Origin of the sequence: Clostridium sp. KLE 1755 (assembly GCF_000466465.2) — a bacterium.
Lineage (GTDB): Bacteria > Bacillota > Clostridia > Lachnospirales > Lachnospiraceae > Eisenbergiella > Eisenbergiella porci.
In genome coordinates this window covers 60,980-78,184 of record NZ_KE992650.1, presented here as the reverse complement: position 1 = coordinate 78,184, position 17,205 = coordinate 60,980, and the positions used below count along the sequence as shown (strand labels likewise).

At 50.6% G+C, this 17,205-nt stretch carries 14 protein-coding genes and 1 riboswitch; of the genes, 4 read left to right on the top strand and 10 right to left on the bottom strand.

Going from position 1 to position 17,205, the window contains the following annotated elements:
- Nucleotides 1-99 precede the first annotated feature (99 nt).
- The 3 genes from HMPREF1548_RS30345 to HMPREF1548_RS31020 form a co-directional block, all read right to left on the bottom strand.
- Entirely contained in the window at nucleotides 100-843 is a 744-nt protein-coding gene (locus HMPREF1548_RS30345) for an ATP-binding cassette domain-containing protein (RefSeq protein WP_021633950.1), read from the bottom strand.
- A gap of 248 nt (nucleotides 844-1,091) precedes the next feature.
- Entirely contained in the window at nucleotides 1,092-1,280 is a 189-nt protein-coding gene (locus tag HMPREF1548_RS30340; protein WP_021633948.1) for a P-loop NTPase family protein, read from the bottom strand.
- A 14-nt stretch (nucleotides 1,281-1,294) separates the two neighbouring features.
- Nucleotides 1,295-1,786: an ATP-binding cassette domain-containing protein gene (locus tag HMPREF1548_RS31020; protein WP_021633947.1), complete on the bottom strand. Its 492-nt coding sequence runs from the start codon at nucleotides 1,784-1,786 to the stop codon at nucleotides 1,295-1,297.
- 454 nt (nucleotides 1,787-2,240) lie between these two features.
- Between HMPREF1548_RS31020 and HMPREF1548_RS01755 the strand changes: the two genes are divergently transcribed.
- The 3 genes from HMPREF1548_RS01755 to HMPREF1548_RS01745 are packed head-to-tail and all read left to right on the top strand — an operon-like array spanning nucleotide 2,241 to nucleotide 5,029.
- Nucleotides 2,241-3,323, top strand: a complete 1,083-nt coding sequence (locus HMPREF1548_RS01755; protein ID WP_035320613.1) for a helix-turn-helix domain-containing protein — start codon at nucleotides 2,241-2,243, stop codon at nucleotides 3,321-3,323.
- Nucleotides 3,313-4,182 carry an ABC transporter transmembrane domain-containing protein gene (locus tag HMPREF1548_RS30330; RefSeq protein WP_021633944.1) on the top strand — a complete coding sequence of 290 codons (870 nt, stop codon included), beginning with the start codon at nucleotides 3,313-3,315 and terminating at the stop codon, nucleotides 4,180-4,182. The genes HMPREF1548_RS01755 and HMPREF1548_RS30330 overlap by 11 nt, the downstream gene beginning before the upstream one ends.
- A complete protein-coding gene (locus tag HMPREF1548_RS01745; RefSeq protein ID WP_021633943.1) occupies nucleotides 4,151-5,029 on the top strand; it encodes an ATP-binding cassette domain-containing protein in 879 nt (292 codons plus the stop codon). The genes HMPREF1548_RS30330 and HMPREF1548_RS01745 overlap by 32 nt, the downstream gene beginning before the upstream one ends.
- Nucleotides 5,030-5,095: 66 nt before the next feature.
- On the opposite strand, the gene HMPREF1548_RS01740 is transcribed toward HMPREF1548_RS01745, so the two are convergent.
- The 7 genes from HMPREF1548_RS01740 to HMPREF1548_RS01705 form a co-directional block, all read right to left on the bottom strand.
- Nucleotides 5,096-6,022 carry a cation diffusion facilitator family transporter gene (locus tag HMPREF1548_RS01740; RefSeq protein WP_021633942.1) on the bottom strand — a complete coding sequence of 309 codons (927 nt, stop codon included), beginning with the start codon at nucleotides 6,020-6,022 and terminating at the stop codon, nucleotides 5,096-5,098.
- Between the two features lie 129 nt (nucleotides 6,023-6,151).
- Nucleotides 6,152-6,247, bottom strand: a riboswitch (NiCo riboswitch).
- 119 nt (nucleotides 6,248-6,366) lie between these two features.
- Complete coding sequence (locus HMPREF1548_RS01730; RefSeq protein ID WP_021633940.1) at nucleotides 6,367-8,178, bottom strand: glycoside hydrolase family 13 protein; 1,812 nt, start codon at nucleotides 8,176-8,178, stop codon at nucleotides 6,367-6,369.
- Nucleotides 8,141-10,102, bottom strand: coding sequence for an amylo-alpha-1,6-glucosidase (locus tag HMPREF1548_RS01725; RefSeq protein WP_021633939.1), 1,962 nt, complete (start codon nucleotides 10,100-10,102; stop codon nucleotides 8,141-8,143). The genes HMPREF1548_RS01730 and HMPREF1548_RS01725 overlap by 38 nt, the downstream gene beginning before the upstream one ends.
- 54 nt (nucleotides 10,103-10,156) lie before the next feature.
- Complete coding sequence (gene pulA / locus HMPREF1548_RS01720; RefSeq protein WP_021633938.1) at nucleotides 10,157-12,133, bottom strand: type I pullulanase; 1,977 nt, start codon at nucleotides 12,131-12,133, stop codon at nucleotides 10,157-10,159.
- Between the two features lie 56 nt (nucleotides 12,134-12,189).
- The gene (locus HMPREF1548_RS01715) at nucleotides 12,190-13,062 is read right to left on the bottom strand and encodes a sugar ABC transporter permease (RefSeq protein WP_021633937.1); all 873 of its coding nucleotides are present in this window, start codon (nucleotides 13,060-13,062) and stop codon (nucleotides 12,190-12,192) included.
- 2 nt (nucleotides 13,063-13,064) lie between these two features.
- On the bottom strand, nucleotides 13,065-14,444 hold the full coding sequence (locus HMPREF1548_RS01710) for a carbohydrate ABC transporter permease (RefSeq protein WP_025490052.1): 1,380 nt from the start codon (nucleotides 14,442-14,444) through the stop codon (nucleotides 13,065-13,067).
- 14 nt (nucleotides 14,445-14,458) lie between these two features.
- The gene (locus tag HMPREF1548_RS01705; protein ID WP_021633935.1) at nucleotides 14,459-15,694 is read right to left on the bottom strand and encodes an extracellular solute-binding protein; all 1,236 of its coding nucleotides are present in this window, start codon (nucleotides 15,692-15,694) and stop codon (nucleotides 14,459-14,461) included.
- A gap of 396 nt (nucleotides 15,695-16,090) precedes the next feature.
- On the opposite strand from HMPREF1548_RS01705, the gene HMPREF1548_RS01700 reads away from it, so the two are divergent.
- Nucleotides 16,091-17,131, top strand: coding sequence for a LacI family DNA-binding transcriptional regulator (locus tag HMPREF1548_RS01700; RefSeq protein WP_021633933.1), 1,041 nt, complete (start codon nucleotides 16,091-16,093; stop codon nucleotides 17,129-17,131).
- Nucleotides 17,132-17,205: the final 74 nt, after the last annotated feature.

Below are 17,205 nucleotides of genomic sequence, written 5' to 3'. Positions count from 1 at the left end.
TGCACGGATTTTTCTCATTTCCTCTTCTTCGTTATATTCAAAGATTGACACCGCCGTCACCTCCGCTCTCTGTTCCGACAGGAAATCTGCCGGAATAATTTATTTAAAGTCTTCCACTATTTTGGTTGCAATTTTGTCTCTGAACCTCACATCATGTTCCACAACAAGCATTGTGGGCTGGAATTTCAGAATTAAATTTTCAATTTGTATCCTTGAAAAAACGTCGATATAGTTCAGTGGTTCATCCCAGATATACAAATGTGCCGGTGTCAGGAGGCTTCCGGCAATCAGCACTTTTTTCTTTTGTCCCTCCGAATAATTCTCCATCGTTTTTTCAAACTGTACCCTGTCCATATCAAGCTGTCTGAGGATTGCCAGAAACAGGCTTTCATCAAAATCGTTTTCCCTGCAATATTCTTTAATTGTTCCATGCAGAAAACCGGTATCCTGACTGATATATGAAATATGCAGGCCGGGACACACCATTAATTCTCCGGAAACAACAGACTCTTCCTCCTGTCTGTCCGCACCAATGCCACATGTGCCGCTCCCTTTTGACACAGCCAGGATCTGTTTCATAAAAGTACTTTTCCCACAGCCATTTTTCCCTTGCAGGAATATCCGTTCCCCTTGTTTCAGGCTGAAGTTAAAATGGCCGATTAAGGGCAGCTCCTGATCGCGGAATTGAAAGGTGTAATCCTGTGCATATATCAACGTATCCTTATAATATTTCTGTGGCATAAGCTTTAAATCAACAGATTTTTCTATATCCTGAAGAAGCCCTTCCTTCGACCTGATTTCACGTTCTATGCGGATATCATAATTTTTCCTTCTGGCCTGCATTTTCTTTGTTTTTGCTCCAATATAAGCCCGTGTGTCTAAAAAACGGTCATGCTCACGTACCGGATCAAAACCAATCTTCGTATTTTCATTCTTCTCCGCCTACCTTGCGGATCTTTCAGAAGCCCTTTTTAATGAGGAAATTTCTTTTAAATGCTTTTCATTCTCCGCTTGGGAAAACGCATCCTTGCGTGCTTTATTTTCCCACCAGCCGGAAAAATTCCCGGCCTGTACTTCGATTGATTTGCGGTTTAACACAAGTACATGATCCATAATATCATCCAGGAAATCTCTGTCATGGGATATGAGAACAAATCCATTTTTCCCTTTAAATATTTTTTTACCGTCTGCCTTGCGTCAAAATCAAGATGGTTGGTCGGTTCATCAATGATCAGGAATTCATGTTGTCCAGAAAACAATACGGCCAGCATAACTTTCATCTGCTCACCCTGGCTCAGCGTACGGAAAGGGCGGTATAATATCTCCACATCACTATCCAGTTTATTCCCGCGAGCAACGAGCCAAGTAGCCATGCTTGCATGGATATTTGGCGACTGCCGCGAGGGTCAAATACCCCGCTGCTCTGCAGCGCTGCAAGTTTGATACCCCGTTGCTTGCAGCGGGGTCTTTGATTGAGTTCGCACATAACGCGCCACTCCTGAATGTCACCTTTCCCAAATTCCATAAGTTCAGATGCCGGCTTGTCAAAGTCAGCTTCTTCTACCTGATATGGGAAATAATCAAAATGAAGATTCGGCGCTGTAATAACTCCTCTGTATTCATACTTTCCTGACAGAAGCTTTGCAAATGTGGTCTTTCCCTTTCCATTTCTGCCAATAAAGCCCAGTTTCCAGTCAGTGTCTATGCCAAATGTTACATTCTCAAAAATATTATCAAAGCTTCCTTCATAACAAAAAGTGAGATCCGTTACCTGAATCTGTGCCATACACTTCACGCTCCTTTACCCGTCGTCATTATGTATGCCGGACTCTGTTACAGACCTCGCTCTCAATTTATAACCATTTACAAAACAGAAGCAAGATTCCAACTGCCTTCGTTTTCTGTTTTTTGCAATAAAAAAGGAGTTATGAGGATGAGTCACAACTTACCTTTGACGACACGAAACAAACTGCATCACAGCTTCCATGCAGTTTAAATTACTCATTTCATGTTCTCAAAAGTAAATTATCTCTTCATCCTTTCACTCCTCTCACTAAAACTGATATTATTATATACCATAAAATATTTTTCTGTCAGTAGTTAACAATTTTCTTCTCCAATATATGGTAACAGGTAATATTTCCTGTCAGGAAAGTTTTTTCTTTCTTTTTATTATCGCATGTCACTTCTCAAGCCTTCCCCAATCAGTTAGAATGTACCTGAAAGGGAGGCGAAAAACAATGCGGTTAACATTATCAGATAATATACGCTCCTGCCGCAAAACCATGGGATTTACCCAGGAACAGCTGGCAGAAGCGATGAATGTCACTGTCGGAGCGGTATCAAAATGGGAAAGCGGAGCCACCACCCCGGAGCTTTCCGTCCTTCTGGAGCTGGCGGCGCTGTTTGAGGTTTCCGTGGATGCGCTGCTGGGCTACCATGTCCTGGATTCACAGTCGGAGCAGGCCGTGGAATCGATACGGGATCTGATGCAGGGAAAAAAGTATGATCAGGCGGTCCATAAGGCAAAAAAAGCGCTGCTGAAGTATCCGAACCGTTTTGAGGTGGTCTGGTGCGCGGCGGAATTGTATCAGACTATTGGCTGTGAGAAGCGGGAACCCGCCGCCACCCGTAAGGCACAGGAGCTGTTAAAGCACAGCCTTTGTCTGCTCGATCAGAATAAGGATGAGGCAGTGGATGAAGCGGTTGTGAGAAATCAGCTGGCACAGACCTGGGCCGATCTGGGGAAACCGGAACGGGCCGCCGAGGAGTATAAAAAGTATAATTATGCCGGCCTGAACAACAGCTCCATCGGTTTTCTCCTGACTCTTTGCGGGCGCTATGAGGAGGCAGGGACTTATCTGTCCTCTGCTGCCGTAAATCACTTAAGCGGCCTGATCCGGGTCGTAATGGGAATGGCAGAATGTGCTGCCCATGAAGGGAACCTGTCCCAGGCTCAGGAGCTGCTTTCCTGGATGTGTTCTATCCTGTCCGGTTTGAGGATACCGGGAAAAGTAAGCTATCTGGATCGGGCCGAGGTTATCCTGCTCAGCCACCAGGCCCGTTACAGCAATGCCGCAGGCGATATGGCAACGGCGGAAGGTTACCTGCGCAGGGCAGCCGGCCTGGCCCGGCGGTTTGATGCATCGCCGGAATATGGTATGGAAAATATACGCTTCTGCCATACGGCAAAGCCGGTTCTTGTTTACGACAGCTTTGGCCGCACGGCGTTTCAAGGTCTGGAAGACAGTCTGCTGCATGGTGGGGAACCTGACTCCTCTTCATTACAGGAGCTATGGAGGAAAATAAAGGATGAACCATGACGCAAAATACCAGCGGAAAATGCTGGTCAGACAGTTTTTTCTGCATAATCATGGAACAGCATTCTGGGGAATGCTGGCAATGGTTTTGAATACGGTTCTGAATCTCACCATTGCCTGGCAGATGCAGCAGCTGATAGATATCGCGGCCGGGAACGGCGCGCTTCTTACCATGGCCCAGTTGTGTGCCGTTTTTCTCCTCTCCTTTGCATTGATGGGGGTGATTATGGCACTCAATGCTTATGCCCGTCCGATATTTTTAAAGCGCGCCCTGCAACAGTACCGGGACTATGCTTTTGCCAGGCTGACCGAAAAAAGTGCCTTTGCCTTCGGCCGGGAGGATACTTCGGCTTATCTTTCCGCACTGACCAATGATACGCTTTCCCTTGAAACCAATTATCTATCCGCATTATTTACCCTTCCGGCCAATGTGCTCATGCTGGTTGGTGTTCTGGGTCTGATGCTCTCTTACAGCCCGCTTTTGACCGCAGCGGCTTTGACGGCCTCCCTTCTCCCGCTTGGCGCTTCCCTGCTGGCCGGAGGCCATCTTCCGGCGCAGGAAAAAAAGGTGTCTGATGCGAACGGAGCCTTTCTGGCAACGCTGAAGGATATGCTTTCCGGTTTCCCTGTCATTAAAAGCTTTCAGGCGGAAAAAGAAGCCCTGCGGCTTTTTTCGGAAAGCAATGCAGCCCTGCAGCAGGTGAAATGCCATGCCGCGTACCGCTTTACAGTATATAGGCGGCGCTGCGGGGAGTCTGACGATTTTCACCGTATTTTTGCTGGGAGCGGCGCTTGCGCTTTCCGGCCGCGGCGTGACCGCAGGGGTAGTGATGGTTTTTGCCCAGCTGATGGAAAGCTTTGAATCCTCTCTGTCCGTAATTCCACAGATATGGGCAAACCGGAAGGCTGCTGATGCGCTGATTGACAAGCTTGCGACGGCTTTGGCAGCTCATGCGTCCTCCGGCGGTGTCCCTGCGCCGTCTGTTCTGAAGGATGGCATTACGGTGCAAAGCCTCAGCTTTGCTTATAATAACGAAACGCTTGCGCTGCAGGATATCAGCTTCCGGTTTGCGGCAGGCAGGAAATATGCGGTGGCAGGCGGATCGGGAAGCGGCAAATCCACACTGCTGAAGTTATTGCAGGGAAGCAATGACGGATACCGGGGAAGCATTCTTTATGACGGGAAAGAACTGCGGACGCTCCGGCCTGATTCCCTGTATGATTTGCTGTCCGTGATACAGCAGGACGTGTTTATTTTCAACAGCTCTGTACGGGATAATATCACCATGTTCCGGGATTTTCCCTCCGGAAAGGTAGAACGGGTCATATGGCTGGCGGGGCTGGAGGGACTGGTTAACGCACGGGGCGCAGACTGCCCTTGCGGTGAAAACGGGAACGCGCTGTCGGGCGGAGAACGGCAGAGAATTTCCATCGCCCGCAGCCTGCTGCGGGAAACGCCGGTGCTGCTTGTGGACGAAGCCACGGCTTCCCTGGATCCGGTGACCGCCTTTGGTGTCACAGATGCCATTCTTTCCCTGGACGGCCTGACACGCATTCTGGTCACACACCGGCTGGAGGAAGCCATGCTGCGCCGCTGTGACGGGATCCTGGTGCTGAAAAACGGGTGTCTGGAAGAGTTCGGCGCCTTTGACGAACTAATGGACAGAAAAGGCTATTTTTATTCTTTGTTCATGGTATCACAATCATAAATATAAGATGCATATTTTTAAAGACGATTTTTAACAAGACGAAAAAGAACCTCCTGCCCTGCACATTTATCCGGATATTTTTTCGGATGGAATCTTGCTCTCCTTCTCTTTGCCCAATGGATTAACATGCACCATACAGTGTTTCACCTCAGGAATCGCATTCTCCACCGCAAGATGCACCGCTTCCGCCGTCTGATGGGAATCCGTCAGGCTTTTGGAGCCGTCCATGGAGATCTCCACATCCACATAAATCCGGGAGCCGAACAGCCTTGTATTAAGCAGGTCAATCTGCTCCACGCCGTGAATGCCCAGGATTGCGGCACGGATTTTTTCCGCAGTTTCAGTGGGACAGGCTTTATCCACCAGCTTATCGGAGGCATCCCTGAAAATTTCCAGAGCGGCCTTTTCAATAAAAATGCAAATAACCAGCCCTGCTGCCGGATCAAGAACAGGAAAGCCCAGCCTGGCGCCCAGAATCCCTGCAAATGCGCCCACAGACGAAAGGGCGTCCGAGCGGTGATGCCAGGCATCCGCCATGAGCGCACCGGATTTGATCCTGCCTGCGGCGCGTTTTGTAAACCGGAACATCCATTCCTTAACGGCAATCGAAATGACCGCGGCAAGAAGCGCTGCCATGCCCGGAACCGAAAGTGAACCGCCCTCCGCAATCCGTTTCATTCCCGCGGCGCCGATGCCAATGCCGGTGGCCGCAAGGATTACGGCAAGGAGAAGGGAGGCCACGCATTCCATCCGTTCGTGTCCGTAGGGATGACCGCTGTCAGGTCTTTTTTCCGCAACCGTCACACCGGCTATCACAATCAGTGTGCTGAAGACGTCGGAGGCGGAATGGACTGCATCCGACACCATGGCCCCGGATTGTGCGGCTATGCCCACGAACAGTTTGAACAGAGTAAGGACGGCGTTGACTGCGATACTGACAATTGATACCTGCATGGCAGTCCTGTAATTCCTGTTTTGATTTCCCTGTTTCATAAATAACCCCGTTTTCCGCCGTAACCGACGGCCTTAAATCAGTCTGAGAAAAACGCCTGCCTCGTAGCTGCGAAGGAACGCAACCGCTGTCCGGCCTCACAAAAAAAGCATCTGCGGGAACAGCGTGTATACTGTCCCGCAGATGCTTTCAGCTCTCTGCTGCCGCTAACGGCCCGGCCCCATGAGCCCGGTGAATAAGCTCGCTGCCTGCTCAGTTTGTACTGTATTTTTATGCAGTGCAAAAAGTATTGTTCTTTATTCTATGCAGGCCATAGGGATTATGTTCTTTTTAATAATATATGACAGCTGTTCAGGCGCAGCCAACGGCCATCTTTTTCTTCATTTTATCGATTTTTATGTCTGATCAGCGTCCCGCCCGGTTCCAGCAGACGGTCATGGAAGCCTCTGGAAAAAAGGACTTCGCCGCCCTCCTTTATTTCCATCATTTCCCGGGAGCAGTTCAGAAGCACTTCAACTTCCCTTCCCTCTCCGTCCAGCTTAATATATTCCACACATCTGCCGCTTGAATATTCATTGGGAAAATGAAAATACAGGCTTCTGCAGGCAGGCTCTGTGCGCCGCAGTAAAATCAGCTTTCGCAGTGCTGCTGTTTTTTCCTGATTTTTCGGCAGCTCCAGCTCTTCCCAGGGCATACATCTGCGGCAGTCCGGATCATGCCCGCCCTCCATGGCGATTTCCGTCCCATAGAAAATGCAGGGGCTTCCCGGCATTGTAAACAGCACCGCCAGCTGCTGGTAAAAAGTATCCAGGCTGTGAAAACGGTTCATCAGCCGTTCCGTATCATGGGAATCCAACAGGTTGAACATCACGTTATTGTTTTGCTGCATGTACATGGTATAACAACGGTTGACCATGAATTCAAATTCTTCCTTTTTCATGGAAGAATCCAGGAAAAAGTCATGGATGCCGCTTGTCAGGGGATAGTTCATGACAGAATCATACTCGTCCCCGGCCAGCCACTGGCTGGCATCATGCCATATTTCTCCCAGAAGATAAATATCTGGCTTCAGCGTCTTCAAATGATGGCGCAGGGTTTTCAGGAACCGGTGGGATACCTCGTTTCCCACGTCAAACCGTATGCCATCAATATCGTAATCTGTAATCCAGTCCCGGCAGATCCCGCAGAAATAGTCGATCACCTCTTCGTTATTGGTATTCAGCTTGGGCATGCCGTCGGCAAAAGCGAAGGAATAGTATCTCCCGTCCCTGGTGTCCGCTTGTTTTTCAGGGATGGGCCAGGTATTCACCATAAACCAGTCCGCATATTGGGAAGCCCTGCCCTTCTCCAGCACGTCCAGCCACGGCGCGAATTTCCTTCCACAATGGTTAAAAACCGCATCCACCATGATGCGGATTCCCTGCGCATGGGCTTCCTGCACCAGCCTGATAAAATCTTCCTTTTCCCCGAAACAGGGATCGATCTTCGTATAGTCCGTGGTATCGTATTTATGGTTGGATTCCGCTTCCATGATAGGGTTAAGATAAATGCCGTTAATGCCTAACTCCTTCAGATAGGGAAGCTTCTGACGGATCCCCTCCAGATTGCCGCCGAAGCGTTCTTCATTGGTAACAGGACCGTTTCTCCAGGGACAGAGCTGCCCTGCATTTTTACCGGGCGTGCCGTTGCAGAATCTGTCGGGAAATATCTGGTACCATACAGTATCGTTCACCCAGTCAGGCGTCCGGTTGATATCCGCGGGATTCATCCAGGGAACGACAAAGCACTGCTGCATCCTGCCCTCCATATGGAGCTGTTCCTCCGTCAGAAAACCATCCTCAAAATAGTACCAGACCTGATCTGTGGTATGCAGCTCAAAAAAATATTTACAACGCTTATAGGCAGGAACCAATGTGGTGGTCCACCATATCTGGAAACGAAGCCTCTTTTTATAGAAAATTTCCTCCCGTTTTCCGGTCCAGGTTTCCTTTCCGCCAAGGATCCCCGCTTCAAAGGGATCCCCGTAGTGGATGAAAACCTTTTCCACATCATAGCCGGTTTTCAGGTTGATGATCAGCTCCCTTTCGTTGAGTGGATAGCTCATCTGTTCCGATGTTTTATGATAAATACCTGTAAATTCCATGCATTCTTCCTCTTTTTTACTGTGCGCCGCCCTGCAGCCGTTCCAGTTTTTCATAGACACGAAGCAGTTCTCCCACGCTCCAGGCCTGGGCAAAGCAGCCTCTGGAGGAAACGGGATTCAGCCCATCGTAGATTTCCGGCAGTTGGCCGATGCAGCCCTCCCTCATGGCGCTTTCTAGCACCTCCAGCTGGCTGCGCACCGTTTCTGCGGCTTTGATGTCTAAGTCGTGCACCTTCAGATAAGCCAGGTAGTACGCACCCAGAGGAAAGGCCCACACAGTGCCCTGATGATAGGCCATATCCCGTTCCAGCATGGGACCTCCGTAAAAAGGATGGAACTGCGCATCCCCCATGTCCAGGGTTCTCAGCCCATAAGGGGTATACAGCTTTTCGAACACCGTTTCCACCACACGCTTTTCTTTGTCCCGATCAAGCATGGTAAAGGGGAGGGATACCGCCCAGATCTGATTGCAGCGGATCTGCACATCCGCAGGAGTTCCGGATACCAGATCCTTCAGGCATCCCTTCTCCTCCAGCCAGAATTTATCGCAGAATACGGCTTTCACCTTCCCTGCAAGCACCCCATAGCCGGGGTCCTTACTGTGCAGCAGTTCACAGAAGCGCTCCATGATGCGCAGGGCATTATACCAGTAAGCATTGATTTCCACCGGCTTTCCATGGCGCGGCGTGGGGAGGATATCCCCCACCCTTACATCCATCCAGGTCACCTGGGCCAGGCCCTCTCCGGCCTGAATCAGACCATCTTCATCCATATGGATGCCAAAGCCCGTGCCGTTTTTGTAGCGCTCCATAATCCGTTCCATGACAGGATACATTTCCCGGACAAATACGGCATCCTTGGAGGCTTCATAGTACAGATACACACAGTTGATGAATAAAAGCGCCGCATCAGCCGTGTTATACATGGGTTCCCTGCCTCCCTCGGGAAACAGGTTCGGCATCAGGCCGTCACGTTCATTTACAGCAAAGGTACGCAGAATCTGCCTAGCGGTTTCATATTGCCCTGTGAAAATACAGATGCCGGGAAGCGCGATCATGGTATCCCTTCCCCAGTCCTCAAAAAAGGGGAAGCCGGCCAAAATGGTTTTCCCGCCGGTGGATTCCCTGGCGGAAATAAACTGATCCGCGCTTTTTACAAGGAAACGGGCAATATCGGATTTCAGGCCGCATTTTTCCTCCAGTTTTTTCCGGTAAGCCTTCAGTCCGCTGATGATTTCCTGCGCGCTCTGCGTCCCCGGCTCCATTTCATATATGATTTCCAGCACTCCGGTCTCCCCGGCAGCCACATCCAGGGTGAGAACATGATTGGCCAGGGCGCGGCCTGTTTCCCTTCTGCCGTCGCAGGCATCATAGCTGTAATGATAGCATTCCTCCTCATTAACCTCCGTGATGAAAGCATTTGTGCGGAAGTAAAGGGTCAGGCCGGCGCTTTCCAGCTTTGTGCCCGTCCGGCTCAGCTTCTGCGTCTTTTCCATATCGCTTCCCTTGGGAACAAACTGGAAAAAGGGGGTAATCTCCAGCCGGCATGATCTGCCGCTGCGGTTGTTAATACGGTAAGAAAGTGCCGCCGTGTTCGCGCCCTGGGCCATTCCTGCCTCCTTGCATATTTCCACGCCGTTTACAAGGAATTTCCATACGGGCGTGTCTTCATAGGTAAAGGAGGACAGATACCGGAAGCCTTCTTCCCTTGTGCCATCGGCAAATTCCTGGCTGGAGAGGACGTAAGCGTTTTCCTCCTCCGGCACGCCTGTAAAAAGCCGTTCCTTCAGCCGGTGCACCATATTATAACGGTGGTTCGGAGCCTGTGTGCATGCCATCAGGAATGCATGATCGTTCCGGGTGACCGAACCGGTCATTGTCATGGAAGAAAAACCGCCCAGCCCGTTGGTCATCAGATAGCAGTTTTCCTGGCCCCGTTCCAGTGTTTTAAAGTCCTGTTTTCCGTAAATCCACTTCATATCGTCTCCTATCCGTAACGGTCCGGATGCCGGCCGTCACTCCCGTCCTTCCTTTTATCTGCCTGAAAATAAATCTGCCGGACAGTTCTTTTCATCTGCCGCCGTCTTTCCCAATATCAAAATGCTTCCGGGCGCGGCTGCAATATTGGCGTCTGCCCTGACCGGGCTTTTCCATAGAAAGCTGCTTTCCCCATCGGCCAGAAGCTCCCATGTCCCCCTGGGAAGCGTGAGCCTTTCCGGCGTACTTTTGCTGTTGTATACAATGCAGAGGGTTTCCCACCGGCAGCTGCGCCCTTCCGCCCGGTTGTCAACGAAGAATCCAACCGCTCCAGGCTTATTCCAACGGCCAAATATCCGCTGTACAGCATTGGGTGATTTGTCACAAAGGCCGGGCAGCTGCTTCCGCAAAGCGATCAGGCCTTTATAATACTCCACCAGCCCCCGTTCCTGCAGGGACTTCGTCCAGTCCAGGCGGTTCAGGCTTACAGGGGCATCATAGGTGTTATCCAGGCCGTTTTTGGTTCTGGCGAACTCTTCCCCGGAAAGGAAGAAAAGGCTGCCCTGACAGGTCATGTAAATCCCCGCCGCAAGGCGGCAGGCTTTTCTGATATCTGCCCCTTTCTCCAGCGTGGAAGCAAGCTTATCATAAAGCGTCTGGTTGTCATGGGCCGACACATAGTTAAGGATCTGGGAAGGAGCCTTCACAGGAATGGCTTTCCCGCCGCACCAGGCAGAGACACTGTCAAGGATTTCCTCTTCCAGCCCCGGCCTTCCGTTAATGAAGCCCGGTTCCTCCGGCTTAAGCGCAGCGCCCTTTATCACATCTCTCGTATTGTCGCAGAACATACCGATATCCGGCGGAAGCTTTCCGAAATTTGCTTTTAACGCTTGGGTAAAGCCCGGATCCATCGCCGTTTTTCCCGCTGCCCACGGTTCTCCGTACACCAGCTTTTCTCCCCTGCCGAAGCGCAGATCAAGGGCGGTGCGGATGCGGTTCATTAAATCCGTATCCAGAAGCCCCATCAGATCAAAGCGGAAGCCGTCAATATGGTATTCCTCCGCCCAATACAGGACGGAATTAAACAGGTATGAGGCGCACATGGGCCGTTCGCTGGCAATGTCATTGCCGCAGGCGGAGCCGTTGGAAAAGCTGCCGTCTTCATGCAGACGGTAATAATACCACGGCACCGTCCGCTGAAACCAGGAATCCAGGGAATAGGTATGGTTATAGACCACGTCCATAATCACACGGAAGCCGTTTTTATGCAGGGACTGTATCATTTCCTTCATTTCACGTATCCGTACCTCGCCGCGGGCGGCGTCCGTGGCATAGGATCCTTCCGGCACATTGTAATTAACCGGATCGTAGCCCCAGTTAAAATCTGCAGGATCTCCCGCTTCATCCACTGATCCGTAGTCAAAAACAGGCATCAGCTGGATGTGTGTGACCCCCAGCTCCTTCAGATAGGGAATGCCGGTGGGATGCTTTCCCTCTGCGTTCAGGGTGGTGTCCTCACACAGAAAGGCTTTATATTTCCCCCGGTATTCCGAAGGAAAACCGCCGGCCGGATCCCAGGAAAATTCTTTTACATGCACCTCGTAAATAATGCGTTCCGCAGGCTGTTCCGGGGCATGATCCTCTTCCCACCCGATGGGATTGGTTAAGCTTAAATCCACGGCCATGCTTCTGCGGCCGTTTATGCCGCAGGCTTTTGCATAAGGGTCTGCGGTCCGTTTTGTTTCACCGTCAATTCGTATTTCATAGTCATAGTAAATGCCGTGCAGGTTCTTCTCCGTCCGGAAGGCCCACACACCCTTTTCCTCTCTGTCCATGGGCTGCTGCAGGAAGGGTTCTCCTTTTCCACCGTCCCGGTACAGGTTCAGTGTGATTTTATCCGCAAAGGGGCTCCACAGCAGGAAGGAGGTTCCCTTCCCGCTGCAGGCCGCTCCCAGATCCTTCCCCTGGTAAGTATACTGCGCCTGAAATGCAGGCTCCAGATAACAGGCTTTCCATTGTTGTGCTGTCTTCATGTCTTATCCGCCTTACGTTATGATTTTGCCGGCCTTCCGCCGGCGTTATGTCCGCGTCAGCCCTTCACCGCGCCGGAAACACCGTCCACATAATAATGCTGCATGGACAAAAACAGGATGGCTATGGGAATGGATATCAACACCGCCCCTGCGGCAAAGCTGGTGTACCAGTTGTCAATATACTCCTTTTCCAGCATCTTCCACAGGCCGATGGCAACCGTATACTGGTCGGAATTGGCCCGGCAGATAACCTTGGCAAAGATAAAGTCAAGCCAGGGCGCCATAAAGGAAGTCAGTACTGTATAAATAATGATCGGCTTGCTTAAGGGCAGCGTGATTTTACTGAAAATCTGCCATCTGGTGCAGCCGTCCAGCAGCGCCGCCTCGTCTATGGCCGTGGGGATGGTGTCGAAGAAGCCCTTCGCTATCTGGAAGGATAAGCCCGCGCCGCCGGAATACACCAGGATGAGCGCCAGGCGTATCAGGTTCCCTTCGGTCAGTCCCAGCGCCTTCAGGATAAAATATACGGCAATCATGGACATGAAACCGGGAAACAGCCCCAGGATCATCGCCATATTCATATAGGGCCTGCGAAGCTTGAATTTCAGCCTGGACAGGCAGTAGGATACCGCCAGTACATAAAAGGTGGCAAGGATGCAGGAACAGACGGCGATAAAAAGCGTGTTGGAAAACATCCTGGGAAAATTCAGTATGGAGGTATCGGTAAACAGCTTTGCATAATTATCCAGGGTATAGGACTGGGGAAGGAAGGTGGATACATAGGAGCCCTTCTCCGAACGGAAGCTTGTCAGGATTACCCATATGATGGGAAATACCCAGATAAATGCCAGAATCGCCAGAATGACATGGACGATGGTATTGTTGATGAGACGTTTCTTTTTTGCAGAATGCATTTTTGCTCCGGCCATGTTTAAAATCCTCCCTCTTCCTTATAGGATTTGCTGTTGCGGTAGGTAAACAACGCGCCCACTGCCAGTATGATAAAGGTCATGATGCCGATGACGGAACCCACGTTATAGTACTGCTTGTCGATGGTCAGCTTATACAGCCAGGTAACAAGCAGATCCGTGCTTCCCGCCGTGGACGACAGGTTGGTAACGGGGTCGCCTCCCGAAAGCAGGTAAATGACGTTGAAGTTGTTCACGTTTCCGGTAAAGGTGACAATCAGATAAGGCGTGGTCACATACAGCATATACGGCAGCGTAATTTTGAAAAATATCTGGAAGGCATTGGCCCCGTCCACCTTGGCCGCTTCATACAGCTCCGCAGGGATGTTCTGCAGCACGCCCGTCAGCTGGAGCAGCGTATAGGGAACGCCTACCCAGATGTTGACCACGATAACGGTTATGCGCGCCCAGGTGGGATCCGTGAAGAACGGAAGGCTGGCGTCCTGGGCTATCCAGCCAAGATTACGCAGAAGCACGTTGACAGCGCCGTTTGGCTGCAGCATGGTTTTCATAATCAGCAATGATACGAACATGGGAACCGCACAGGACAATACAAAGCAGAACCGCCAGAAGCCTTTGGCCTTCGTCTCCTTCCTGTTGATCATCAGGGAAAGTATCATTCCGAAAATGTAGTTGCTGAAGGTGGCGAAAAACGCCCATACAAGCGTCCAGGCCAGCACGGACCAGAAGGTGCTTCCCAGAATACTGCCGGAGTCGAACAGGGCCCTGAAATTTTCCAGACCGACCCAGTCAAAAAGCATGAGGTGATTGCCTATTTTACTGTAGTTGGTAAAGGCCATGCAGATCATGAAAATCAACGGCAGCACAGTGAAAAGGAAGATAAAAGTGACCGGCGGGGTCATTAATAATCTGTGCAGGTTTTCATGAAGCAGTGTCTTTAAATCCTCACGGAAGGTATTGATATGCTTCCCCTCTTTTGCCAGGCACTCGGCTTTATAGGCGCTCCTCAGCGCGCCGCGCCAGGCGCAGATCATCAATGCCGTCAGGAGCAGGGTTGCCACGCCGTAAAGCAGAATCAGCACCGACTGGTCCCCTTTTGTGTACAGATACACCTGGCTCGCCTCATCCCATATTTCCTGCTGGGGTACGGTTCCCAGTGAACCCAGCATACGGACAAAGCCGATGCCGCTCACTGCCATAAAAACCAGGTAGGCTGCCTCTGCCGCCAGGAACAGAAGGCCCTTTAAAAACTGTTTATGTACGATATTTCCAAAGCCCATAAGAAGCATGGAAAGCCGGGTTTCCACACCGCCCTCTCTGACTGCTTTCATGCAGGTATAGTCTGTCGGAAATTCATTGACTCTTTTCTTAAAAATTCCCATCCTCATCACCTCTATTATATTCCGCTGCTGTTCATCGCTTCATTCATGGCTTCTGTCTGTTCCTTCGCATTCTCATGGGTCACGCTCTTATTGCGGATTGCTTTGCCCATATTTTCCACCGGGCTCCAGCAATTGTTCATCGCTGATACAAAGGGCTGGAGAATCGAGGTATTGTTGAAGGTATTGTTCTGCGCCATAACAAGCGGGTCAGACATGATTTCCTTCTCTTCCATCAGCTTTGTATTACATGGAATCACGTTTCTAAGTTCGTAATGGCTGCGCTGGGCCTGGGCCGAACCCAGATAGATTGCCAGCTCCACCGCGGGCACCATATATTTGCAATTGGGATTGACGCCGACGGCCTTGGAGCCCGCGTAAGCCATCATCTGCTTTTCCTCGCCGTTAAGCGTGTAGGTGGGAAGGGATGCTGCGCCCATATTTTCTCCCAGCGCTTCCTTTACGCCGTTGGCATCCCAGGAACCGGAAAACATGGCCGAAATGCTGCCGTCCCGCAGTCCCGCAATACCGGAGCCATCCGCATCAATTTTGAAATTGGGGTTTGCGGCAAGGTCTATCAGATAATCCGTGACCTCCACAGCCTTATCGCCGCCGAAATCCACACCCTCCTCCTCTTTCGTCCCGTCACCAAACAGGCTGCAGCCGTTTCCTATATAAAAGGAAGGCAGATACCAGGAATTGGTGAAGGGGAAGGAAACAACGCCCTTTTCCAGCATGGTATCCAGGTTTTTCACATCCTCTTCGGTAAAAACGCTCTTGTCATAATACATGAACCAGGTGTTGGTGGTAAAGGGAACGCCGTACAGCTCTCCATCCTTTGTCAGGGAGGCGAGCACCTCTTCCGAATTGGTGGATTCGATTTCCTCCCTGTACTTGCCGCCGAATTTGACCAGGGCATTGGCATCCGTCATGGTGGTCAGGGTGTCGTTGGCATACATGAACACATCCGCGCTGGCCTCCGGATCCTGGGACACCTGTGTTGCTGCGCTGGCCTCATCCGCCACACCGTAAACAAAGGTGATATCCCACTCCGGGTGCTCTGCCGCAAAGGCCTCGCAGGTTCTCTGCAGCCATTCTCCGCTGTCCTTTGACTGGTCTTCCGAAGGTGACCACACCATAAGACGGACACTTTCCCGTTTATCCGCCCCATCCTGCAGGCTGTTACCGCAGCCTGCAATGTTTGCTGCCAGAAGCCCTATAGCTAACAGCAGCGCCAATCCTTTCTTCCGCATTATGTCCTCTCCTTTTCTTTGATTCTAAATTTAAGTTTCGCTTAGTTTCGTAATTTATCTTTATCATAGTCTCATTGTACGATTTCGTCAATCCTGTTTTCATATGTGTCATACTACTTTCTCTGTTTTTCATAGTTTTTGTATGGTAAAATTATGCACTTTTACAACAAGATAATTCCCATGGGGAGGAACTTACGAAACTTTACTGTATTTTTTTGCTTATACATTGATTTTCCATAAGCCATTCCGTATAATAGGAAGCAGCCGCAAAGTAAATCAGGCCAATCCATCCGTCCTACGGCAAAGGCGGCTTTTCATGGACGGATACCGGCTGCATGGCGGCTGCCGGCAGATCTTTGACAGCCGGGCAAACACGAATTCCGAAAGGCGGACATCATGACAACATTGCAGGATATTGCTGACAGAATGGGGATTTCCAAGGGCACCGTATCCAAGGCTCTCAACGGTGCGCCCGATATCAGCGAAACTTTACAAAAAAATGTACTGGAGACAGCGGTGGAAATGGGCTACACAAAGCTTCGCAGGCAGAAAGCGGATGCAAAAAAGCTGTGTATCCTCACCGAGAATATAGAATACGAAGAACCGCATCAATTCGGCTATGACATTACGCTGGGTTTCCGTCAGATGGCCGAGCCGGCCGGATATACGGTAGAGATTGTGCAGGCGGAGGAAAAGCTGCAGAAGCATACGCCCTACGATGTTTTCATGCTGCGCAATAATTATCTGGGAGCCTTTGTGCTGGGCTTTTCCCTGAACGATCCCTGGATGAAGGATTTTCATACAAGCCGCACTCCCACCGTTCTTTATGATAACTATATCAGCGCCAATCCCAACATCGCCTATGTGGGCGTGGACAACAACGAGGGGATGGAGCTTGCCGTTTCCCATCTGAAGCTGCTGGGACACAAGAAAATCGGATATCTGAGCGGAGCGCTTGGCTCACACGTCATGCAGGTACGGCACAAGGCTTTTTTCCAGGCGCTGCGCCAGAACGGCCTGCAGTCCGATCCCACTTATGCCGGAAGCTCATACTATATCACAGAATGCCTGGAAAAGCATCTGCCCAGGCTTCTTGCCATGGGGGTGACGGCAATTATATGCAGCCATGATTTGATTGCCAATACAGTCATGATCCAGTGCCAGCAGCTGGGTTACCATGTTCCCAGGGACTTAAGCATCATAGGCTTTGATGATCTGCCCATCTGCGCCTATACCTCCCCGCCCCTGACCACAATCCGTCAGGAACGGATCGAACTGGGAAAAAGCGGCTATTATGCACTGGACAGCCTGATGAATAAAGTATCTATCGGCACGCTGCTCCTGCACGCCCAGCTGGTGGTGAGAAATTCCACAGGTCCGCGCGCAGCAAACAGCCGGGAATACGGATCCCTCCAGGGTAAAAAAACGATTACTTAAGAAAACATACAAAAACTGCCATGAAACGGTACGCTTTCCAATACGCTCCAGGTTTCATGGCAGTTTTTCTATTT